17 protein-coding genes and 1 pseudogene are annotated in these 21788 nt (G+C 68.2%); 12 read left to right on the forward strand and 6 right to left on the reverse strand.

All coding sequences use genetic code 11. The features are described from left to right. Positions 1-12: 12 nt before the first annotated feature. On the reverse strand, positions 13-975 hold the full coding sequence (locus tag OZ403_RS32990) for a hypothetical protein (protein WP_268782627.1): 963 nt from the start codon (positions 973-975) through the stop codon (positions 13-15). Next, positions 972-1304, reverse strand: coding sequence for a hypothetical protein (locus OZ403_RS32995; protein ID WP_237077654.1), 333 nt, complete (start codon positions 1302-1304; stop codon positions 972-974). Before OZ403_RS32995 ends, OZ403_RS32990 begins: the two co-directional genes overlap by 4 nt. A 163-nt stretch (positions 1305-1467) precedes the next feature. Between OZ403_RS32995 and OZ403_RS33000 the strand changes: the two genes are divergently transcribed. Next, on the forward strand, positions 1468-1959 hold the full coding sequence (locus OZ403_RS33000) for a hypothetical protein (protein ID WP_237077655.1): 492 nt from the start codon (positions 1468-1470) through the stop codon (positions 1957-1959). Between the two features lie 139 nt (positions 1960-2098). Then, positions 2099-2914, forward strand: a complete 816-nt coding sequence (locus OZ403_RS33005) for a spermidine synthase (RefSeq protein WP_237080735.1) — start codon at positions 2099-2101, stop codon at positions 2912-2914. Positions 2915-2920: 6 nt separating this feature from the next. Here the strand turns inward: OZ403_RS33005 and OZ403_RS33010 are convergent, their stop codons facing one another. After that, the gene (locus OZ403_RS33010) at positions 2921-4228 is read right to left on the reverse strand and encodes a DUF2185 domain-containing protein (RefSeq protein ID WP_268782628.1); all 1308 of its coding nucleotides are present in this window, start codon (positions 4226-4228) and stop codon (positions 2921-2923) included. Positions 4229-4702: 474 nt separating this feature from the next. Between OZ403_RS33010 and OZ403_RS33015 the strand changes: the two genes are divergently transcribed. Next, on the forward strand, positions 4703-5767 hold the full coding sequence (locus OZ403_RS33015; protein ID WP_268782629.1) for a hypothetical protein: 1065 nt from the start codon (positions 4703-4705) through the stop codon (positions 5765-5767). Between the two features lie 66 nt (positions 5768-5833). Here the strand turns inward: OZ403_RS33015 and OZ403_RS33020 are convergent, their stop codons facing one another. Both OZ403_RS33020 and OZ403_RS33025 read right to left on the reverse strand, forming a co-directional pair. Then, positions 5834-6310 carry a VOC family protein gene (locus OZ403_RS33020; RefSeq protein WP_140795211.1) on the reverse strand — a complete coding sequence of 159 codons (477 nt, stop codon included), beginning with the start codon at positions 6308-6310 and terminating at the stop codon, positions 5834-5836. A 34-nt stretch (positions 6311-6344) separates the two neighbouring features. Further along, positions 6345-7001: a TetR/AcrR family transcriptional regulator gene (locus tag OZ403_RS33025; protein ID WP_140795212.1), complete on the reverse strand. Its 657-nt coding sequence runs from the start codon at positions 6999-7001 to the stop codon at positions 6345-6347. A gap of 327 nt (positions 7002-7328) precedes the next feature. Here OZ403_RS33025 and OZ403_RS33030 point away from each other — a divergent pair, with 327 nt between their 5' ends. The 8 genes and pseudogenes from OZ403_RS33030 to OZ403_RS33065 all read left to right on the forward strand — a co-directional run bounded on the left by OZ403_RS33030 (position 7329) and on the right by OZ403_RS33065 (position 20737). Further along, complete coding sequence (locus OZ403_RS33030; protein WP_268782630.1) at positions 7329-11201, forward strand: kelch repeat-containing protein; 3873 nt, start codon at positions 7329-7331, stop codon at positions 11199-11201. Between the two features lie 24 nt (positions 11202-11225). Beyond that, positions 11226-12866, forward strand: a complete 1641-nt coding sequence (locus OZ403_RS33035) for an OmpA family protein (protein WP_442929660.1) — start codon at positions 11226-11228, stop codon at positions 12864-12866. Positions 12867-13019: 153 nt separating this feature from the next. Beyond that, a complete protein-coding gene (locus tag OZ403_RS33040; protein ID WP_237080738.1) occupies positions 13020-13913 on the forward strand; it encodes a type 1 glutamine amidotransferase domain-containing protein in 894 nt (297 codons plus the stop codon). Between the two features lie 16 nt (positions 13914-13929). Beyond that, the gene (locus OZ403_RS33045; protein ID WP_268782632.1) at positions 13930-14859 is read left to right on the forward strand and encodes a helix-turn-helix transcriptional regulator; all 930 of its coding nucleotides are present in this window, start codon (positions 13930-13932) and stop codon (positions 14857-14859) included. Positions 14860-15036: 177 nt separating this feature from the next. Continuing rightward, a complete protein-coding gene (locus OZ403_RS33050) occupies positions 15037-17304 on the forward strand; it encodes a family 2 encapsulin nanocompartment cargo protein terpene cyclase (RefSeq protein ID WP_140799924.1) in 2268 nt (755 codons plus the stop codon). 27 nt (positions 17305-17331) lie between these two features. Beyond that, positions 17332-18740, forward strand: a pseudogene (locus OZ403_RS33055) (family 2B encapsulin nanocompartment shell protein). A gap of 35 nt (positions 18741-18775) precedes the next feature. Further along, positions 18776-20176, forward strand: coding sequence for a family 2B encapsulin nanocompartment shell protein (locus OZ403_RS33060; RefSeq protein ID WP_268782633.1), 1401 nt, complete (start codon positions 18776-18778; stop codon positions 20174-20176). A gap of 135 nt (positions 20177-20311) precedes the next feature. Further along, positions 20312-20737, forward strand: coding sequence for a hypothetical protein (locus OZ403_RS33065; protein ID WP_237079948.1), 426 nt, complete (start codon positions 20312-20314; stop codon positions 20735-20737). Here OZ403_RS33065 and OZ403_RS33070 read toward each other — a convergent pair. Beyond that, positions 20715-21302, reverse strand: a complete 588-nt coding sequence (locus OZ403_RS33070; protein WP_268782634.1) for a TetR/AcrR family transcriptional regulator — start codon at positions 21300-21302, stop codon at positions 20715-20717. The two genes, OZ403_RS33065 and OZ403_RS33070, sit on opposite strands and share 23 nt — an antisense overlap. Before the next feature lie 57 nt (positions 21303-21359). Between OZ403_RS33070 and OZ403_RS33075 the strand changes: the two genes are divergently transcribed. Next, entirely contained in the window at positions 21360-21788 is a 429-nt protein-coding gene (locus tag OZ403_RS33075; protein WP_011556194.1) for a VOC family protein, read from the forward strand.

Raw genomic sequence — 21788 nt, forward strand, 5'->3', positions numbered from 1 at the left:
GGACGCCCTCCGTTACGGGTTCAAGGCAATGAACTCGAAGACTTCGGGGGCACCGTCGTCCTCGAGTTCGAGTGCGTCGAGCGTCAACGCGGTCTGAGGCCCATTCACCAGGGGAATGTCCTCACTGACGCCCTGGTCGAGCACCCACTCCTTTGGCGAGGCACTCGGCGGCCATTGGACGGTGACGTGCGGCCGGTCGATGGGCGCCGTCGTCCCGTCGGGCTGCTGGAGCTGGACGGCGAGCTTGAGCTGTCCCAGTTGCTGGACCTGGAAGTGGAAGCGACGCCGGCCCGCGGGGATGTCCAGCACAGGTGCGGCGTCCAGCAACTGGCCCGTGGCGGAATAGAGCTGGAACTTGCCGCCTCCCGCGAAGCGCAGGGCGAGCGGATAAGACCCGGGCACCAGCGGTTCCCCGCTCCATCCCGCCAGGCCCGAGGTCCCCGTGGCCTGAGCCAGGGGATGGGCATCCCCCAGCATGAGTTCCACGCCGCTGACACCCGCGGCATCGTGCTTCCATTGCAGCAGGAACTCGGGGCGCGCCCCCACTTCGACTGGGACCAGGCACACCGGGCAGGTGTTCAAGAGCACCGGCTGCTCCCGGGCCCCTGGATTCAGGAGCAGGTCGTCCACCGCCGAGAGGCCATCCACCGTGACGGTGTAGGCCCCCGCATCCAATGGCAGGAACCGAGCCACGCCGTCGCCTTGCGTCGCGGCCGTCATGTCATCCACGGCGTAGCGCAGGACGCGGCCCTTGGGCTGCATGGACTTGCTGCGGTGCGGATCGTACACGGGAGGAATGAGCCGTATGGCACGTCCCGACAGCGACACCTGGACCTGCCCCAGCATCTCCTGGGTGTCTGTCCGATAGACGAGCACCAACAGCCCCGTCCGGTGCTCGGCACAGGGAAGGGTCGAAGTCCCCACGACGGTCGACGCGGTCTTCTCCGCGGCCTTCAGGGCGGCGTCGAGATTCATCCTTCCCCCTGGCGCGCCTGAGCCAGCTCCAAGCGCGCATAGATGAGATTGAGCTTCTCGGAAGCCGGCCGCCGAGCGTCCGAGAGCAGGTCTCCCATCCAGCGGGTGGCTGGCGCCTTCTCGAACCCGGGTCCGTATTCGATGAACAAGAAGACGTACAACGTCACCTCACGGGCGTCCGTGATGCCGTGACGCTCGGCATGGGCGATGCCATCCTCCACCGCGCCGCGCAGGGCCCGGGCATCCTGGAGCCGCACGTCTCCCGGAAACACCGAGGGCAGGCTTTGGAGCGTCTCCTCGATGAAGCGCTCGCGCCCTTGCGCGTTCATGAAAGCCATCTGCTCCGGACGGATTCTCAGCATGGCGGGCACGGAGGCTATCAACAGCCCAAAAGCAGGAATAGAAGTAATCGAAGTAAAATCAATGCTCTTGGAATGCCACTTCCAGCCTGCCCTGCCGGAGGGCTTCGCGCCGGGACTACAGTGCGCGGCCATGACAACCCGATTCCACCTGCGGTCCCTCTCCATGGGCCTGGCACTGTTCCTGGCGGGCCCCGCGGGCAGCGTCTCCGCCGCACCGAAGGCCGCCGCGCCGAAGGTGACCATCAGCGACATCCAGGCCCAGGTCTACGACCGGCAGCAGGGCGCCGTGGTCGCGACGGATGCGGCTTCCGACCCCTACGGGATGAACGTGGACGCCTTCATCGTCGTGAAACTCCAAGGGACCTATGAGGGTGACGCGCCGCTGAAGCTGAAGCTGCTGGTCAGCGCGCCCAAGGAGTCCTCCGAAGCGGCGGGTGACCGGCCTGCTTGGAAGGTGACTCAGACGCGCGAGCTGGCGGTGCTCGCGGAGAATGGCGTCACGCAGGTGCCCTTCATCCTCCCGTACCACTGCGCCACCAAGGTCAAGGTGACGGCCACGCTGACGGGCGGTGGACTCAAGGACAGCAAGACGCTCGACACATCCTTCCCCTGCGCCGAGTAGCCCGTATGCTCGGGGCGTGAGGTGGATGCGTCAGGCAGGACAAGCGTGGGGCCCGAGGCCCTGGAGGACGGCACTCGCCAGTTCCGCCCGGTGGCAACCGAAGGAGCCTTCACGAGCGAGGCAGCGCCACCGAAGCGTCGTGGCCCTGGCGCGCGTCTCCCGCGCCTTCGAGTTTCCCCGCACGATTCTGCACGTCGCGCAGTCCGCCAGTGGTCCCATCATCGTCAGTGAGGACGACGAGGGCCGCCGCTACCTCCAGTTCGGGTGGATTGGCGCCTTCCAGAGCGCGATGTGGCCGGGTTTCCCTCTGCGCCTGGAGCTGGACTACACGCGAGCGGTGGCGGCGACGCTGGCCTTCGTGCCCGAGCCCTCGCGCCTGCTCGTCGTGGGACTGGGAGGCGGCACCATCCCCACCTTCCTCCGCGCGGTGCTCCCGCACGCGCACATCGACGCGGTGGAAATCCAGCCCCAGGTGCTGGACATGGCCCGGCGCTACTTCGACTTCCACGAGGACGAGGCCCTGCACGCCCATCTCACGGACGGGCGGCGTTTCATCGAATCACCCGGGGCGCCATATGACGTCATCATCCTGGATGCATACGGCACGCGAAGCATCCCGCCGGCGCTGGCGACGCAGGAGTTCCTGCGGGCCACGCAGGCGAGGCTGACGCCGGACGGGGTGGTGGTGGGCAACGTGCTCCGGACGTCAGGCCGGCCCGGCTCGCTGATGGACCCACTGTGGAAGGCCAGCTTCCCCCAGCTCTATGCCTTCGACGTGAAGGCATCGGACAACCGCATCCTCGTGGGGCTGCACCATGCGCACAGGCCCCTCCGGGCGGAGCTGCTGGCACGCGCCGGGCGGCTCGCGCGCGAGTGGGGCGTGCCCTTCAACCTCCGCGCGCGGGTGGCCCGCCGTGTGAGCCGAAGCCGCCTCCCCGCGAGCGGCCGCGGCTGACGCGCCCTACTCCTGGACGAAGCGCTCTCCTTCGAGCCGGAACAACGCGCCGACAGGGGCATCCAGGATGGCCTCCAGGGCCTTGAACCGGGCCACGAGGACGCGCAACGGCACCACCGTGAAGTTCGACGGCTCGTCCATGTAGGCCTCATCCTCGACACCCGACGAGAAGGCCCAGCCGCTGTCCTCGGACGCGTGCGGCTTCATCCGCTCGGCGAAGCGGATGGGCTCTCCGTCATCCAGGATGGTCCGGCTGACAATCGCGCCCCGCTGAAGCAACTGGAGGCGGCGCATCATCTTCTGCCGCTGTTCGGTCCCCAGCTCCACCCGGATGCGGACCGTGTGGCCCCGCGCGTCCAGGTGCCGGCTGACGTTGAAGATGCCATCACCCCAGCGATTGCCACATCCGACGACGCGCGCACCGTCGAGCACGAGCGTCCCCGTGTCCTCCGGACTCTCGCGCAGCTGTGCATTCAGGCGTTCGAGGTTGCAGTGCGGCCGGTAGTCGACGCCAACGGCGAGAGACTCGGCTTCGATGCGCGCCTGCAACGGCGTCGCCTTCTCCCCCACGCGTTCCATGGGCAGGTCCTTCCAGCCGAACAGCCCGTTACCGAAGTCACTGGCGCCCAGCTCCCGGGCGAGCGCTGGCGCGTCCTCACCGCGGAAGACATAGTCCGCCAGCCCATCGAGCGGCTCCCACATCCGGAAGTGTCCCAACGGTCCGAGCCCCGCGAACAGCAGCTGGCCATGGTCCACCATCACCCCCGCCACCTCCTCCGACCGGACGGGCTCCGCCGTGTCATCCACGACGATGTCGATGGATTGCCAACGCCCCTCGAACGCGCCCCGCGGCATGGGAATGCCCCAGACACGCAGGCTCCGCTCGCGGGGCAGTCCACCCGCCGCCACGGCCCAGAGGCCGTTGTACTTCACCACGCCCAGGCCTCCTCCATGTTCGACGGCAAGCCGGGCTCGCTCGGCATGAGGGATGCGCGTTGGCATCACCTCCGCGCGGGCATCCAAGCCCTTCTCCCGGGCGAGCAGGGCGAAGTGCGCCATGGCGTCTTCGGGGTCCGTCCGATCGAACAAGAACCGGGCGTCGAACTCGCGGTCATAGGCACGCCCGGCCGCCGCCGCATCAGCGCCCGTGAGGCGCAAGTCGTACTGCGCGGGGTCCTTCTTCCTCGGAGACGCCGGCTCCGCATCGTGACGCCAGAAGCGCGCAAGTCCCGGGTCGAGGATGACGAGCACGCCCTCGGGAAGGTCGACTTCGCCCAGCAGCACGGGCGCCAGAGTCACTGCGGATTTCACCATCAGACCACTCTAGCTTCAGCGCGGACGCACACACTTCCGAAAGGCGCAGGCCGCACCTCAAGCGCCAGACGCGGCTCCGGCAGCCCAACTCCAGCCGAGCACAATCACTGCTCAAGAACAAAATTTCGAGAATTAGACAGACATTGAACATTCCGACTCACCTGTTCGAATTTGCACTGCGGGGCTTTAAGCCAAACAAATCCACAGTTGGCCCTCAACCCAAGGCCATGAGCGCAGCGGCCTCCAGAACGCCCCGAACGTGAGAACATCCATGAATAGGAAACCTGACGTCTACACACTCATCCTGACATCCTGGGCCGCCCTGGCCGTCGGACGTGGCACGCCCAGCGAGCCCCCCCCTCCTCCACGGCTTCCACGGAGGCTGGCTTCACAGCCCAGGTTGAGGAGGCGAACGAATCCTCCGAGGACGTATCCACAGAAGGGCTCGACACCGCGCTGTCCAGCTCAGCCACGGTGCTGGGGCGCTTCTCGCGCTACTGCGGCAAGGTCAACAGCCACCAGTCTCCTGGGGGCGCCTGGACGGAGGACCCTGACTGCACCTCGGGCTGCAACATCGGCGGCCTCTCCTACTGCCAGAAGTTCTGGCCGGGCTCCACCGCCATCCGCCAGGTCTCCGTCTCCTCGAAGCCCAACAATGCCTGGCGGACGGCCGGCTGTGGCTTCATCGTCGACGACTACGACGGCACCGACGAGTTCGAATGTGTGGCCAACTCCCCCTTCGCCACCGTGATGGCGCAGGAACAGCTCAAGGGCGAATCAGGTGGCGACAAGTGCAACCCGCCGCTGCCCGCCTATCAATTGCTGACGGTGGGAAGCGGGTTCAACAAGGAAGGCACCACGCAGTTCGGTGACCGGCGCTTCATCTTCAAGACGAAGAAGCTCAACCTCTTTCTGTTCCGCTCCATCTCCATCAAGGGGAAGCTCCAGCGCAGGAAGAAGGCGCTCTTCGTGAAGTACTGGGGCCCGTCGTATGCGGATGAAATCGTTGTCGGCTTCGACAACATGGACCTGCATACCAGCTACATCTTCCCCACACCGCAAACCTACAACACGCTCTTCAAGCCGAACTTCACGAAGCTCGTCAAGTTCAAGCTAGGCAACTGGCTGTTCGACGCGATGAACATCGACGTCAACATCAACGCCCTCCGCTTCAACCTCACTCAGGCGCAGATCAACTCCTTTGTGAACAGCCAGCTCAACCAATTCATCGGAGGCCAACTCAACAACGTGTGGGCTGGCATCGAACGAGGAATCATCAACGCAATCGACGCGTCCTACATCACCCGGTACGCTGAATACACCAAGAAGGTCAACTCACTGAAAGAGCAGAACCGGTTCCGCATGACGCTCGGAAAGGCCGAGAAGCACCAGGGCTACAGCCACAAGAACAGCTGGACCTTCGACTGGAACGTGGCGCTCGGCCAGAGCACGTACTCGTACGACATGAAGGCCGGCAGCTTCCTGGGCCGCGCCAGGGTCGGCTGCAGCTGGCACGGAATCCGGATCGTGCGGCAGTAATGCGTTGAAAGCGGCCCCCTGCCCCGTACGGACAGGGGGCGGCACCACCCCGTGCCGTCGGGCAACCTACCTGCCCGCTCCGTCGTACGCGCGCTGCAAGCCCTGGATATCGAGCTTCACCATGCCCAGCATGGCTTCCATCACCCGGCGCGCCTTCTCCGGGTCCTTGTCATTCAGCATCGTCCCCAGCACGGACGGGATGATTTGCCAGGACAGGCCGAAGCGGTCCTTGAGCCAGCCACACTGCTGCGTCTGGCCTCCTCCCTCCAGGAGCTTCGACCACAGCTCATCCACCTCTTCCTGCGTCTGACAGTCCACGAACAGGGAGATGGCCTCGGTGAACTTGTAGTGAGGCCCTCCGTTCAGCGCCATGAACCGCTGTCCATGAAGCTGGAACGTGCCAGAAACGACCGGCGCGGTGTCCGAATCCCCGGCGCGGTTGAGGCTGAGAATCTTCGCGTCCTTCTTGAAGACGGACACGTAGAACTTCATCGCTTCTTCCGCGTTGCCGTCGAACCACAGGAAGGGCGTGATCTTCTGCATGGTGCGTTCTCCTCTGTTCAGGATGCGCCCGGCGTCAGGCGCGCTTGGATTGCTTGGACTTTGATTTCACCGGCGACTCGAAGAGCCCATCCAGGTACGTGCGCATCTGGCGCAGGTTCTCGATGACTGTTTCAGGCCGCTGCCGCGTCTTGCCCACCAGCATCGAGCCCTGCCAGGTGCTGTAGAGCATCCAGGCCACGGCGTCGGGGTCGAAGCCCACGCGCGGCGGATGCAGCCGCTTCGCCTCCGTGAGCAGCCCCGCCACCGCGCCGACCCAGGCCTGCATGTGGCCTTCGCCCGCCTGGCGAACGGTGGCGTTGGACAGCGCCAGCTCCTGGGACAGCATGCCCACCATGCAGGTGAGCAGCTCGCCGTGCTGGCGAGCCAGGTCGCTCATGACGTCCAGCAGCCGGTGCAGCTTCTCCAGCGGGTCCACGTCGGGCCCGTCCCAGGCCTCGGCGTACAGCCCCATGCCCATCTCCGCGAAGGCGGCCATCGCGGCGAGGCCAATCGCCTCCTTCGACTCGAAGTGGTGGAAGAAGCTGCCCTTGGTCAGCCCGGCCTCGGCGCAAATCTGGTCCACCGTCGTCGCAGAAAACCCCCGACGCATCATCAGGTGTGTCGCGGCCGCGATGAGTTGACGCCGAGTCTCGGGGGCGTCACGCCTTCGTCGGGTGGGCACCTGGCTCATACAAACTGGTTGGTATGTATTGAATCCGCGCCCACCCTGTCAAGCAACGGGGTGACACACCCGCTCCGCGACAGGGGGAACGGAAGCTTCCAGCACAGTGAGCCAGGAGACACACAGAACGCACACCTGAGACATGGTCGACGTTGCCCATCCGAGCATGCAGCGGATAATCCGTTGGAAATGACTCACAGCGTCGGGGACACGGCTCGAGCCGCCCCGCCGCTCCTTTCGAACCGGAGTTCCTGGATGCAGTCACATCGCGCGGTCTGGAGCAGGCGCCTGATACTCGTGGGGAGCGTCATCCTCCTGTCATGCGGGAAGGAGGGATTGACGCCTCCGGGTGACGACGCGCTGGCCGCCGCACGAGGCCAGGCCTTGTCCCAGTGGAAGCAGGCCCCTTCCGCCACCAGCGCCCTGGCGCTGGCGCTGGCCTACTTCCCCGACCTCGAAACGGGTCCGGCCCCTTCAGCGCCCTCGGCCCGGCAGCTCGAGGCCCAGCTCGGGAATGACGGAGGGCTGACGCTGACCACGCGTGGACTGACCTTCCAGGTCCAGCCGGCGGCCTCCACCCCGGGCACGCTCCACCGCGAGCGCTTCGCCGCGTTCCAGGGCGAGCGGCACCTCTGGTGGCCCGCGGGGAGCACGCAGACCACCGCACAGGGCTGGCGCACCTCGCGGGTCGAGGAGGCGTGGATTCTGGACGCGGTACCGGAGGCGCGCGGCGACAAGCCGTCGCACCGCGCCGAGTACACCGTCACGTTGCCGGCCTCCGTCCGGCGCATCCAGGACACGGGCGACTACCTCCAGTTCCTCGATGAAAGCGCGCGACCCGTGCTCCGCTTCCATCCCGCCGTGGTGCGAGACGCCAACGGCCACTCGCGCGCGGGCAGCACGCGGCTCGCGGGTGGACGCATGAATCCGCGCACCCAGGTGTTCGACGTGGACGGCGCGCAGGTCCGCATCACGACCGAAGTCTCCCTCGCCGGGCTCACCGCGCCGCTCGTCGTCGACCCGGGCTGGTCCTCCACCGCCGCCATGGCGGAGGCCCGCGCTCAGCACACCGGCGTCCTGCTCGGCACCGGCCAGTTGCTGGTCGTCGGTGGCGTCAACCGCCTGGGCTTCGTGGCTTCGTCCGAACGCTACGACCCCGACACCGACACCTGGAGCGCGGCGGCCGCCGCCGGGATTTCAGGCAACGTCGCCATTTCCGCGCGCCTCTCCGACGGGCGGGCGCTCGTGCTGGCGGACGGCGCCACGTCGGGGCGCATCTACGACCCCGCGACGGACACATGGTCGGCCACGGGCCCCATGGCCGCGCCCCGCTCCCTTGCCACCCTCACGCGGCTCGACTCCGGTCAATTCCTCATCGCGGGCGGCAGCAACCTCGCGACCGCCGAACTGTACGACCCCGCGAGCAACACGTTCCTCCCGACCGGCAGCCTCCTGAGGGTCCGGCGCTCCCACACCGCCACGCTGCTGCGGAACGGGCAGGTGCTCGCGGTGAGCGGCTTCAACAACGTGGACGACGAAGTCCCGGGCGCCGACCTCTACGACCCGGTGGCGGGAACATGGACCGCCGCCGCGCCGCCCCTGGTCCCAAGGCACTACGCCACCGCCACCCTGCTCCCCGATGGCCGCGTGCTGCTCGTGGGCGGATTCACCTCGGGCGGTATCGTCACCACGCATGCCGAGCTCTATGACCCGACGGCCAACACGTGGACGGCCACCGGCGGCCTGAACTTCGCGCGCAACGGCCACACCGCCACGCTGCTGCCCGACGGCCGGGTGCTCGTCGTGGGCGGCTCCAACGCCGCGCGAGATGCCCAACCGGCATCCGAACTCTACGACCCCGCCACCGGCACGTGGACCCTCGCGGGCTCCATGGCGACTGGCCGGGAGAACAGCACGACGACCCTGCTCCCCTCCGGCAAGGTGCTCACCACCGGAGGCTTCCACTCCAATCCGTCACTCACGTTCTACGCGGACACGGAGGTCTACGACCCTGGCGTCCAGAGATGGGCCGCGGCGGGGACCCTGGGCGCTCCTCGCATTGACCCGCTGATGGTGCTGCTGCCCACGAACCGCGTCCTCGTGGCGGGTGGCCGTGACGGAGCAGGCACCGCGCTGGCGTCCGCCTCGCTGCATGACCGGACGACGAACGCCTGGTCCGCGGCCGCGGGCCTCTCCACCGCGCGAGCGGATGCCACGGCGACGACGCTGGCCTCGGGCGAGGTGCTCGTCGTGGGTGGCACGAACGCAGGCGGCACGCTGAACACGGCGGAGCGCTATACGCCGACCACGAACACCTGGAGCCCCGCGGCGTCACCCACCCGCGCGAGACATCTGCACACCGCGACGCGCCTGCCGGATGGACGGGTGCTCGTCATCGGTGGCCAGGACGGCGCGGACGTGCTCGCCTCCGCGGAGCTGTACGACCCGGCCACCCAGGCGTGGACCGCCGCGGCGTCCGCGGCCGGGGCGCGCACCGCGCACGCCGCCGCCCTGCTGCCCGATGGACGGGTGCTCATCGCGGGCGGACGTGACGCGGGTGGAGCAGCCCTCGCGTCGGCGGAGGTGTACGACCCCACCACCAACACCTGGGCGCCCATCGCCGCCCTCGCCCTGGGCCGCGAGAGCTTCACGCTGACGCTGCTGCCCTCCGGCGAACTCCTGGCGGCGGGCGGCGTCGCGGGAGGCGTGGCGCTCGCCACCACGGAGCGGTACTCCGCCGCCGCGAACACCTGGACGCCGGACAGCCCGCTGACACAAGCGCGCTGGCGCCACACCACCACCCTGATGCCCTCCGGCACGCTCCTGGTCGCGGGCGGCCTGAGCGCCCCAGACACCTACGTGGCCTCGGCCGAAACCTACGGAGCCCCCTCGCGGACCTGGACACCGGTCATCGCGCCCGACGTGCGGGGTGGGGCCGTCGCCGTTGCATTGCCCACGGGCGAGGTCCTGCTCGCGGGAGGCACAGCCGCCACCACGGCCCAGCGCTACGAGGAAGTCCTCGCGCTTCCCGCCTGGCGTCCGGTCGTCTCTGCGCCAGAGACGCTCTACCAGACCTGCCCCACCGTCATCGAAGGCCAGGGCTTCCGGGGCATCTCGGGCGCATCCAGCGGCAACTACCTGGACTCGCCAACGGACTTCCCCCTGGTGCGCCTGGGCGCCGCCGAGGGCGGGCGGCTCTGGACGCTCCCCGCCACGGACATGTCCGCCACGCGCGCGACGGTGCGAGTGCCCGCGGAGGTGCTTCCGGGCCCGTATGCCCTGTCCATCTTCGCCAACGCCATTCCGGGCGGGCGCATGGTGCTGGTGCGCGCCAACACCGCGCCCACCGCGGAGGCCGTGAGCATCGCCACGATTTCCGGCGTCCCGCTGGACGTCACGCTCACCGCGACCGACCCGGACGCGGACCAGACGTTGACGTGGACCATCGTCACGCCGCCCCAGCATGGAACGCTGACCGGCACGCCGCCGAACCTCCGGTACACGCCCAACGCGGGCTACGTGGGCGCCGACAGCTTCACCTACCGCGTCAGTGACTGCGGCATGGACAGCAACGAGGCCTCGGTGGGCGTCACCGTGAATACCCCCACGCCCCTGACCATCACCTGCCCCGCGAACACCGTCCTGGAAGCAACGGGACCGGATGGCGCCCCGGGCAACTGGCCGCCCGCCACCGCGACTCCCGGGGACGGAGGGCCGGCCACCATCACCTATGAACCCGAGGAAGGCAGCACGCTGCCGCTGGGGACCACCACCGTCACCGCCATCGCGGAGAACGCCTCGGGCGACCGGGCCACGTGCACGTTCCAGGTCGAGGTCCGGGATACCACCCCGCCCGCGCTGACGTGCCCCGCCGACATCCGGACGACCTCCGATGATGCGTCGGGCACGACGGTGACCTTCGAGCTGCCCGAGGCCACGGACGGCGTCTCGACGCCCGCCGTCACGTCCTCGCCGGCATCGGGGAGCACCTTCCGGCACGGCAACAACACCGTCACCGTCACCGCCACGGACGCAGCGGGCAATGAAGCCCGCTGCACGTTCCAGGTCACCGTCCAGGCAACGGTCATCTCCATCGCCGGAGGCGGCTGCCAGGCCTCAGGCGGTGGCGCTGCCTCGTCCCTGGCCATCCTGGTGGTTCTGGCATCGTGGAGCGGCCTGCGTCGCCGCTCGCGTCACGCCTCGCACTGACCCGTACGTCACCCTCTTTCGCGAATGGACTTCACCTTGCGTACACAGGCTCGGAGCTGGGCGCTGGCAGCGCTCATCGCATCAATCGCGCCCAATGCCCTGGCACAAAGCACCACGGGCGCAATCGTCCCCATCGACCTGGAGCGGCTTCGCTTCACCCCCGCGGCCACGGACTCCATGCTCGTGGACACGGGACACGTGCTCCCCAAGGGCGCCTACCGGCTGATGCTCATGGCCGGCTACGAGCGCGGCATCCTCCTGCTCAAGGGCAGTGATGGACAGGAGCGCTCCATCCTCGACTACCGCGTCTCCGGATGGCTCGCGGGCGCCTGGTCGCCCGTCGACAACCTGGAGCTGTCCGCGCGGCTGCCCGTCATCATCCATCAGGGCGGCAGTGGCGCGGACTCGCTGGTGGGCATCTCCGCGCCAGACGCCTTCGGCCTCGGCACGCCGGAGCTGGGCGCCCGCTACGCGCTGCTGCGGCGCGAGGACGGCGCCCCCGTCTTCCTCAGCCTGGGCCTGGACGTGGGCACGCCCGGTGGCACCGCGGGTGCCTTTGGCCGGCAACAGGGCTGGGCGGGCCTCCAGGTCGCGCCCCGGGTCGCGGTGAGCCGGGAGCTGGGCCCCGTCGTGCTCGGCGCCAGCGCGGGCGTGCGCATCCGCTCCACGGAGAACGAGCCCGGACGCGACTTCGGCACCGAGCTGGAGCAAGGCGTCGTCGTGTCCACGCGCGGCAAGGGCCTGCGCGGCGAAATCGCGCTGCAAGCCGCGGAGTCGCTGGTGGAGTCGGACTTCGCGCTGGAGCTGCTGGGCGGCGTGCGGCTGCCCGTGGGCGGCGGCTTCGAGGCCTTCGCCATCGCCGGCCATGGCTTCACGGACATCCCGGGCACGCCGTCCATCCGCGCGGCCGCGGGCATCGCCTGGGCTCATCAGCCGCCCGCCCGGGAGGACGTGTGCCGGAGCGGCCGGAGTCACACGCCGGAGCAGTGCCCCGCGCTGGATGACGACGGAGACACGGTGCCCAACGGGCAGGACCGCTGCCCGCTCGAGGCCGGCCCGCCTGAGAACGACGGCTGCCCTGACACCGACTCGGATGGTGATGGCGTCGTGGACCGCGAGGACGCGTGCCCGAACGAAGCCGGCTCCGCCGAAAACAAGGGCTGCCCTGACACCGACTCGGATGGCGACGGCGTCGTGGACCGTGAAGACGCATGCCCGAACGAGGCCGGTGTCGCCGCCCACCGTGGCTGCCCCGAGCCCAAGCCGGAGCCCGCGCCCCAGGCGCCCGCCACCGAAGCGCCGACGCGGCTGCCCACCGAGCACCACGTCCAGTTCCCGGTGGGCCAGTCGACGCTCTCCGACGAGGAACGGCGAAACCTGGACGCCGTCGCGGACTACCTGAAGGCCAACCCGGACCTCTCGCTGCGCATTGAAGGGCACACGGACAACACCGGCCCCGACGAGCTCAACCGCACGCTGAGCCAGGAACGCGCGGACGCGGTGCGCACGTACCTCATTCAGCGCGGTGTCACGTCCTCGCGGCTGACGGCGAAGGGCTACGGGCCCGACCGCCCCCTCACCACCAACGACACGCCCGAGGGCCGCGGCACGAACCGCCGCGTGGAGTTCGTCACGGAGACCGGAGGCGCGTCACCGGCGCGCTGAGCCCCCGCGCCAAACTCGCGGCCAGGGTTTGGCGCGTTCGTTCAAGCCCGCCCTCCCCTGCGCTCCTACCCTGGTGATGAAGCTGTCACCAGGAGGAGCGACATGGGAGCAACCACTTCGACTCAGGCTCCAGCGTTTCGCGCTGGAATGACCATGACGCGGCGCCTCGCCCGGCTCGCGCTCGCATGCTTCGCGGGTGCACTGGGCTGCGCCACCGCGCCGACGCACCAGGTCATCTTTCCTTCCGCGGAGCGACAACCCCCGGAGGTCCATCCCCCTGGGAGCGTCCTCATGGTCCTCTCGGCCGCGTCGGAGCAGAAGCTCGCGAATGGAAGCACGCGCCAGACGGGCGTCTTCCTGAACGAGTTCTATGAGCCCTACCGAGCGCTCATCGACGCCGGCTACGACGTGGTGGTCGCGACGCCCGAGGGCCGTGCACCGGCGTTCGACCCCGAGGGCATGAACCCTTCGTATTGGAAGGAGCACCCCGAGGCGCTCGCCGAAGCCCAGGCGCTCGTCACGCAGCTTCCCCAGTTGCACACGCCGCTGAACCTGTCCGAGGTCCGCGCGCGCGCAGACGACTTCCAGGCGCTGCTCATTCCAGGAGGACAGGGCGTCATGGTGGACCTGCTCGACGACGCGGACCTGCACGGCTTGCTCATCGACTTCGGTGCCACGGACCGTCCCGTGGGGCTCGTCTGTCATGCCCCGGCGCTCCTCACGCGCCTGCCAAAGCAGCAGAGCCCCTTCGCGGGCCGGCGCGTCACTTCGGTCTCCGGCTTCGAGGAGTGGTACATCGAAACCTTCGTCATGGACGCACGCGCCCAGGTTCGTGGGATTGGAGACCAGCTCGACGACGCCGGCTACCGCCATGAGACGGCGCTTCCGGGCCGCTCCCGCGCCGTGCGGGATTGCAACCTGGTGACCAGCCAGAATCCATTCTCGGGTGCCGACTTCAACGTGCACTTCCTCGCCGCGCTGAGCGACTGGCGCAACGCGGGCCGGTGCGCCGAGGACACCGGCGAGCCACCGCGCGCCTCGCGCTGACCAGGAGCTGCCGTTCATGGGCGTGGACCAAGGCACCATGACGAGCCCGTCCCTGAACGCCCTGCTGAAGGCGGCCGTCGCGCGGACCTACCCGGAGATTCCAACCGAGGGGCGCGACAAGGTCACCGTCCTCCAGGCCGTCATGGATGCCCATGGCTGGCGACCCGTGCTGGAGCTCGGCCGCGAGCTGCGGGCCCTTGCGTCCCATCCCGTCCTCCGGGCGCTCGTCGCGGGGCCCACGCCCCGGCACGCCGTGGAGCGGTGGACCACCCTGGAGCGCTTCCTTCACTCCCGCCACCGCACGCAACTGCTCTCCCACGACCTGGCCCGCGCCCAAATGACGTTGCGACATGCCGCCATCGACGGCGGGACGATTCTCACCGTCAACGACCTGTTCATCTGGGGGGTGCTCGTCGCGCTCCTGGAGACCGCGGGTGTCACGGAGCTTTCCGTCACACTCGAGTCCGAAGGTGAAGCGCCCATGGCCATTCATGGCCCCGCCCTGGTGGACGAAACGCGAAGCCTGCCCGCCACGACGAACGTGGCGACGTTCCACTGGAAGCCTGGGAAGCCCCTCCGTCTCCAGGAGCCTGCTGCGCCGCGCGAGGGAGCCCCCCGCGAGGTCCGCGAGCGGCTCGAACAGGTGATGCGGGACGACGTGCTGCACCCCTGGACGCTCGAGGAGACCGCGCAGCGGCTCGCCCTGTCCCGCCGCGGCCTCCAACGCGCCTTGCAGCAGGAAGGGACCACCTTCTCGCAAACCCTTCAACGCGTCCGCGTCGGCGCGGCACACGCGCTGCTGGCAGACGCGCGCCTGACGCTCACGGACGTTGCTTTCTGTACCGGGTTCTCCGACCAGGCCCACTTCTCGAGGACGTTCCGCAAGCACAACGACGTCCCGCCCTCGGCACTGCGCGAGCTCGTGCTCACCCGTTCGCGCCGCTGACGCGCCACCCGGTTTCTGGCTCCGCCACGGCGAACAAGGCACTCACGGGGAGTCGGTCAAATAAATTCTCATAGTGAAAACAACATCTTCTTGTAAACGTCGCATAATCAACAAAGCGCTGGAAGGCCGTTCAATCCAAAACTATAACGCCTCCCCTGAGTTCAACGAGGGGCGTCCATGGGTACGGCGAAAAACAAGCAGCCATTCGAACTGCCAGATTTCTATGTTCCCTGGCCGGCGCGCTTGAATCCCAACCTCGAAGGCGCCCGGGTGCATTCGAAGGCCTGGGCGCGCGAGCTGGGAATCATTGGCCGCCCGAAGGATGGCAGCGCTCCGGAAATCTGGAGCGAGGCGAAGTTCGATGCCATGGACTACGCCCTGCTTTGTGCCTACACGCATCCGGAGGCACCGGGCCCGGAGCTGGACCTCGTCACCGACTGGTACGTCTGGGTCTTCTACTTCGATGACCACTTCCTGGAGCTCTACAAGCGCTCCCAGGACCAGGTCGGCGCGAAGGCCTACCTGGACCGTCTGCCCTTGTTCATGCCGGTCGACCCGGCCGCCACGCCTCCGCCCCCTACCAACCCGGTAGAGGCCGGACTGCTGGATTTGTGGAACCGGACCGTCCCCAGCCGCTCCATGGCGTGGCGGCGCCGGTTCTTCGAGAGCACGAAACACCTGCTGGACGAGTCGAGCTGGGAGCTGTCCAACATCAGCGACCGCCGCGTCTCCAACCCCATCGAATACATCGAGATGCGCCGCAAGGTGGGCGGCGCCCCCTGGTCCGCCAACCTGGTGGAGCACGCCGTCTTCGCCGAAGTCCCCGACCGGGTCGCGGCCAGCCGCCCCATGCGGGTGCTGAAGGACACGTTCTCCGACGCGGTCCACCTGCGCAACGACCTGTTCTCCTACGAGCGGGAGATTCTGGAGGAAGGCGAGCTCTCCAACGGCGTCCTGGTGATGGAGAAGTTCCTGAACATCTCCCCGCCGAGCGCCGCGCACCTCGTCAACGAGGTCCTCACCTCGCGCCTCCAGCAGTTCGAGAACACCGTCCTCACGGAGCTGCCGTCCCTGTTCGTCGAGTTCGGCCTGAACCCGGTGGAGCAGGCCCAGGTGCTCACCTACGTCCGGGGGCTCCAGGACTGGCAGTCCGGCGGGCACGAGTGGCACATGCGCTCCAGCCGCTACATGAACAAGGGCTCCGGCGGCGCGGGCGGCTTCTTCCTGGGCCCCAACGGCCTGGGCACCTCCGCGGCGCGGCTGCCGCAGTCGCCCACCGCCCTGGGGCTCACCCGCCTCAAGAGCTTCTCCCACGTGCCGTACCAGCCCGTGGGACCGGTGAAGCTGCCGAAGTTCTACATGCCGTACTCCACGAAGCCGAGCCCTCACCTGGATGCCGCGCGGCGCGACTCCAAGGCGTGGGCGCGGCGCATGGGCATGCTGGACGTGCTCCCCGGAGTCCCCGGCGGCTACATCTGGGATGACCACAAGTTCGACGTGGCGGACGTGGCGCTCTGCGGCGCGTTGATTCATCCCCACGCCACCGCCGCGCAGCTCAACCTGTCCTCCTGCTGGCTCGTCTGGGGCACCTACGCGGACGACTACTTCCCGGCCTTCTACGGGCACAGCAAGGACATGGCTGGCGCCAAGGTGTTCAACGCCCGGCTGGCGCTGTTCATGCCGGAGGACGCCGGCGCGGGAATTCCGCCCCCCACCAACCCGGTGGAGCGCGGGCTGGCGGACCTGTGGGCCCGCACCACCGAAGGCGTGACGCCCGCCTCACGGAGCCTGTTCCGCAAGGCCATCCTGGACATGACGGAGAGCTGGCTGTGGGAGCTGGCCAATCAAATCCAGAACCGCATCCCGGACCCCATCGACTACGTGGAGATGCGGCGCCAGACGTTCGGCTCGGACCTCACCATGAGCCTGTCCCGCCTGGCCCATGGCGACGCGCTGCCGCCTGAAGTCTTCCACAGCCGTCCCATCCGCAGCCTGGAGAACTCCGCGGCGGATTACGCCTGCCTCATCAACGACGTCTTCTCCTACCAGAAGGAGATTGAGTTCGAAGGTGAGCTCAACAACGGCGTGTTGGTCGTCCAGCGCTTCCTTGACCTGGACCCGGCGCGGGCCGTCTCCGTCGTCAACGACTTGATGACCGCGCGGATGCAGCAGTTCGAATACATCATCGCCAACGAGCTGGAGCCGCTGGCGCGCACCTTCAACCTGGACGGCAAGGCCCAGGACAAGCTGAAGCAGTACGTCCAGAAGCTGCAGTGGTGGATGAGCGGTGTGCTCATCTGGCACCAGACGGTGGACCGCTACAAGGAGTTCGAGCTGCGCGCGTCCCGCAAGCTGGCGCCGCAGCTCTCGTCGGGCCCCACCGGCCTGGGAACCTCCGCCGCACGCATCACATCCCTGTTCGCCAACCTGCGCTCCGGCGCCTGATCTTCCATTCCACTCGAAAGGCCTATCATGTCGAACATCATCAAGCCGGGCGGTGACGCCGAGAAGTCCCAGTTGAGCTTGGGCACGGCCGCCGCGCGCCAGCTGGCCACGACGACCAAGTCCGTCCCGCAGATGCAGGGCATCTCCTCCCGGTGGCTGCTCAAGCTGCTGCCCTGGGTGCAGGTGTCCGGTGGCGTGTACCGCGTCAACCGCCGGCTGAGCTACGCGGTGGGAGATGGCCGCGTGACGTTCACCACCACCGGCGCCAAGGTGCAGGTCATCCCGCAGGAGCTGTGCGAGCTGCCCCTGCTGCGCAGCTACGACGACGTCGAGGTGCTGACGGCGCTGGCCAACCGCTTCGAGCAGAAGACGTACAAGGCCGGCGAGGTCATCACCGAGGTGGGCAAGGAAGCGGACTGCATCGTCCTCATCGCCCACGGCAAGGTGAACATGATTGGCGCCGGCAAGTACGGTGACGCCACCGTGCTCGGCGTGCTGGCGGACGGCGACCACTATAGCTACGAGGCGCTGCTGGAGTCGCAGGACTACTGGAAGTTCACGGCCAAGGCCGTCACGGCGACCACCGTGCTGGTGCTTCAGCAGTCCGACTTCGAGGCCGTGGTGGCCCAGTCGCCCTCGCTGAACAAGCACGTCGAGCGGTTCAAGGCGCGCTCGAAGAAGAAGCAGGACACCACGGGCCAGGCGAAATCGAGCTGGCCGCGGGCCACACCGGCGAGCCGGTGCTGCCGGGCACCTACGTGGACTACGAGACGTCGCCCCGCGAGTACGAGCTGAGCGTGGCGCAGACGGTGCTCCAGATTCACACCCGCGTGGCGGACCTCTTCAACGAGCCCATGAACCAGACGGAGCAGCAGCTCCGGCTGACGGTGGAGGCGCTGAAGGAGCGCAAGGAGCACGAGCTCATCAACAACCGCGAGTTCGGCCTGCTGCACAACGCCGGCCTCAAGCAGCGCATCCACACCCGGCACGGCCCGCCCACGCCCGACGACATGGACGAGCTGCTGGCCACCGTGTGGAAGGAGCCATCCTTCTTCCTGGCCCACCCGCGCGCCATCGCCGCCTTCGGCCAGGAGTGCAGCCGCAAGGGCATCTACCCCACCAGCGTGGACTTCAACGGCAACATGGTGCCCGCCTGGCGCGGCATCCCCATCTTCCCGTGCAGCAAGATTCCCGTCAGCGACTCGCGCACCACGTCCATCATGCTGATGCGCGCGGGTGAGAAGAACCAGGGTGTCATCGGCCTGCACCCGGGCACCATCCCCGACGAAATCGAGCCCGGCCTCAACGTCCGGTTCATGGGCATCAACGAGAAGGCCATCATCAACTACCTGGTCACCAGCTACTTCTCCACGGCCGTCCTCGTGCCCGACGCGCTGGGCATCCTGGAGAGCGTCGAAATCGGCCGCGGCGACTAGCCCTCCTTCCGCTCGGATGACGTGAGGGAATCCACATGGCGAATTTCGTGAAGACGGGTGGCGACGACACCCCGCGCCTGAGCCTGGGCACGGCCGCGGCGCGTCAGCTGGCGACGACGACGAAGACCGTCCCGCAGATGCAGGGCATCACCCCGCGGTGGCTGCTGCGCATGCTGCCCTGGGTGGAGGTGACGGGCGGCACGTACCGGGTCAACCGTCGGCTGAGCTACGCGGTGGCGGATGACCGCCTCGTGTTCAGCAACATCGGCGCGAAGGTGCAGGTCATCCCGCAGGAGCTGCTCAAGCTGCCGCTGCTGCGGGGCCTGAGCGGCGACGACGAGGTGATTGCGGCCCTGGCCAGCCGGTTCACCCAGGCAGAGTACAAGGCGGGCGACGTCATCGTCGAGGCGGGCACCCCCGCCGAGCACGTGTTCCTGCTGGCCCACGGCAAGGCGCGCAAGCTCCGCGAAGGCCCATATGGCGCGCCCGTCACCCTGGATGTGCTGGCGGACGGCGACCACTTCGGCGACCAGGCGGTGGCGGAGTCGGATGACGTCTGGACCTACACCGTCAAGGCCACCACGCCGTGCACGGTGCTGTCCCTGCAGCAGCAGGTGTTCGAGGACCTGATTGCCCGGTCCGCCACGCTGCGCGCCCAGGTGGAGCGGTACCGGGAGCGCATGAAGAAGCCCCAGGACAAGCTGGGGCAGGCCGCCATCCCCCTGGCCGCCGGCCACTCCGGTGAGCCGGACATCCAGGGCGGCTACGTGGACTACGAGCTCACGCCCCGCGAGTACGAGCTGAGCGTGGCCCAGACGGTGCTCCGGGTCCACACGCGCGTCTCCGACGTGTTCAGCGACCCCATGGACCAGACGGAGCAGCAGCTGCGGCTGACCATCGAAGCGCTGCGGGAGCGGCAGGAGCACGAGCTCATCAACAACCGGGACTTCGGCCTGCTCCACAACGCCGACCTCAAGCAGCGCGTCCACACCCGCAACGGGCCACCCACGCCCGATGACCTGGACGAGCTGCTCAGCCGGCGCCGCAAGTCGCGCTTCTTCCTGGCGCACCCGCGCACCATCGCGGCGTTCGGCCGGGAGTGCACCCGCCGGGGCATCTATCCGACGCCCGTCGAGGTCCAGGGCACGCCGTGCATGGCCTGGCGCGGCGTGCCGCTGCTGCCGTGTGACAAGATTCCCATCACCGAGCAGCGCACCAGCTCCATCCTCGTGCTGCGCACCGGCCAGGAGGACCAGGGCGTCATCGGCCTGCGCCGCACCGGCCTGCCGGACGAAGTCGAGCCCGGCCTCTCCGTGCGCCGCATGGACGTGTCGGACAAGGCCATCTCGAACTACCTGGTCAGCACCTACTTCTCCGCCGCGCTGCTCATCCCCGATGCGCTGGGTGTGCTGGAGAACGTGGAGCTCGGCGTCTGATTTTTCAGAAAGTGACACGGCGGGTTCAGGCGCAATGCCTGGACCCGCTGTGCCGCCTGAAACGCTCACATGCCGCATCCGTCAACCGGCGGGCCAGGTTGATTCCCTTTGTGTGACGGAGCATCGTCCGCGGCCATGAGTTCGAGCGAACAAGCCCAGACAGTCATGGCCCTGGCCGACATCTTCGTTCCGCTGGCCGTGGGCATCATCCAGGGCATCCTGGTGATGAAGTTCGTCAGGCCGCTGCTCATGGAACGGCTGGGCGGGCTCGCCGGCATGGTCCGCTCCCGGGCCAACACCTTCTTGGGCATCGTCCAGATGTTCCTGTTCCTGGGCGTGGTGGCGGCCTGCAACGCCGCCTACGCGCCGCAGACGCTCGCCTGGCTCCAGGAACGCGACATCCTCCCTTTCGAGCCCACGCTGCTCGTGCTGCGCATCTCCGCCATCATCGCCTCCTACCTGAGCGGAACCAACCTGGTCCATCTGGTCTCGGCCCTGTCGGACGACACGGAGTCGAACACGCTGGAGCCGCTGCCGCTCAACGACCGACGCCAGCGGTAACGCGCTCGATGAGCGCGAGCATCGCCGCGCGGTAGGCGTTCGCATCGCCGCCGGTGCTGATGGCCAGGGCCGCGCGGTCGAAGGCGGCGGACAACAGGCTGGCGAGCGCGGGCACCAGCGGCCCGTCCCCCAGCAAGGCGGCGAGCCCTTCTCGCAGCGAGCCCGCGGCGGAGGCCTCGTCGAGTGCCATCATCTCCGCATGGCCGAACACCGCCGGCCCATCCACGAGGAGCAGGCGCGTGCGGCCCGGGACGGCCATCGCGTCGAGGTAGGCCAGGCTTCCCGCGATGAGCGCCTCACGCGCGTCCAGGGCCGGCGGCGTCGCCTGGTCGATGGCACGGCGCAGCTCGGCGAATTCCCGTTCGAGCACCGCCCGCAGCAGCGCCTGCTTGTCCTCGAAGTGGTGGTAGAGCGCCCCGCGCGTCACGGCGGCGGCGGCCACCACCTCTGGTGTCGACGTCTGCGCGTACCCCTTCTCCACGAACAGCGCCCGGCTCGCGCTCACGAGCGCCTGCCGCGTCGTCGCGCTGCGCTCATCGTTGCTTCTTCGTGCCCTCGATTGCATACATGCAGCCTGTATGTTACCTCATCGAAAAACAAGCCCGAAGGAGAGCGGGAGCCCATGAAAATCACCAGTTACTACCCGGTCATCATGACGAACGACGTCGCGGGTACGGCGGCGTTCTACACGGCGCACTTCGGCTTCAGCCCGCGCTTCACCAGCGACTGGTACGTCCACCTCCAATCGGACGATGCCGAGCATGTCGCGCTGGCCATCCTCGACGGCCGGCACGAAACGGTGCCGGCGGTGGCCCGGGGCACGGTGGCGGGGACCATCCTGAACTTCGAAGTGGAAGACCCGGACGCTGTCTACCGGGACGTGCAGGCCGCCGGCCTGCCCATCCACCTCCCGCTGAGGGACGAGGCGTTTGGCCAGCGGCACTTCATCACCGCGGACCCCAACGGGGTGCTCATCGACGTCATCAAGCCCATTCCGCCGAGCGAGGACTTCGCGAAGCAGTACGAGGCCAGCGCGCTTCCCGTCGGCTAA

Source organism: Myxococcus sp. NMCA1, assembly GCF_026810205.1.
Taxonomy (GTDB): Bacteria; Myxococcota; Myxococcia; order Myxococcales; family Myxococcaceae; genus Myxococcus; species Myxococcus xanthus_A.

Coding starts and splice junctions, on each gene's coding strand:
- OZ403_RS32990 (WP_268782627.1), bottom strand. CDS start 975: ATGAATCTCGACGCCGCCCTGAAGGCCGCGGAGAAGACCGCGTCGACC.
- OZ403_RS32995 (WP_237077654.1), bottom strand. CDS start 1,304: ATGAACGCGCAAGGGCGCGAGCGCTTCATCGAGGAGACGCTCCAAAGC.
- OZ403_RS33000 (WP_237077655.1), top strand. CDS start 1,468: ATGACAACCCGATTCCACCTGCGGTCCCTCTCCATGGGCCTGGCACTG.
- OZ403_RS33010 (WP_268782628.1), bottom strand. CDS start 4,228: ATGGTGAAATCCGCAGTGACTCTGGCGCCCGTGCTGCTGGGCGAAGTC.
- OZ403_RS33020 (WP_140795211.1), bottom strand. CDS start 6,310: ATGCAGAAGATCACGCCCTTCCTGTGGTTCGACGGCAACGCGGAAGAA.
- OZ403_RS33025 (WP_140795212.1), bottom strand. CDS start 7,001: ATGAGCCAGGTGCCCACCCGACGAAGGCGTGACGCCCCCGAGACTCGG.
- OZ403_RS33035 (WP_442929660.1), top strand. CDS start 11,226: ATGGACTTCACCTTGCGTACACAGGCTCGGAGCTGGGCGCTGGCAGCG.
- OZ403_RS33040 (WP_237080738.1), top strand. CDS start 13,020: ATGACGCGGCGCCTCGCCCGGCTCGCGCTCGCATGCTTCGCGGGTGCA.
- OZ403_RS33045 (WP_268782632.1), top strand. CDS start 13,930: ATGGGCGTGGACCAAGGCACCATGACGAGCCCGTCCCTGAACGCCCTG.
- OZ403_RS33050 (WP_140799924.1), top strand. CDS start 15,037: ATGGGTACGGCGAAAAACAAGCAGCCATTCGAACTGCCAGATTTCTAT.
- OZ403_RS33060 (WP_268782633.1), top strand. CDS start 18,776: ATGGCGAATTTCGTGAAGACGGGTGGCGACGACACCCCGCGCCTGAGC.
- OZ403_RS33065 (WP_237079948.1), top strand. CDS start 20,312: ATGAGTTCGAGCGAACAAGCCCAGACAGTCATGGCCCTGGCCGACATC.
- OZ403_RS33070 (WP_268782634.1), bottom strand. CDS start 21,302: ATGCAATCGAGGGCACGAAGAAGCAACGATGAGCGCAGCGCGACGACG.
- OZ403_RS33075 (WP_011556194.1), top strand. CDS start 21,360: ATGAAAATCACCAGTTACTACCCGGTCATCATGACGAACGACGTCGCG.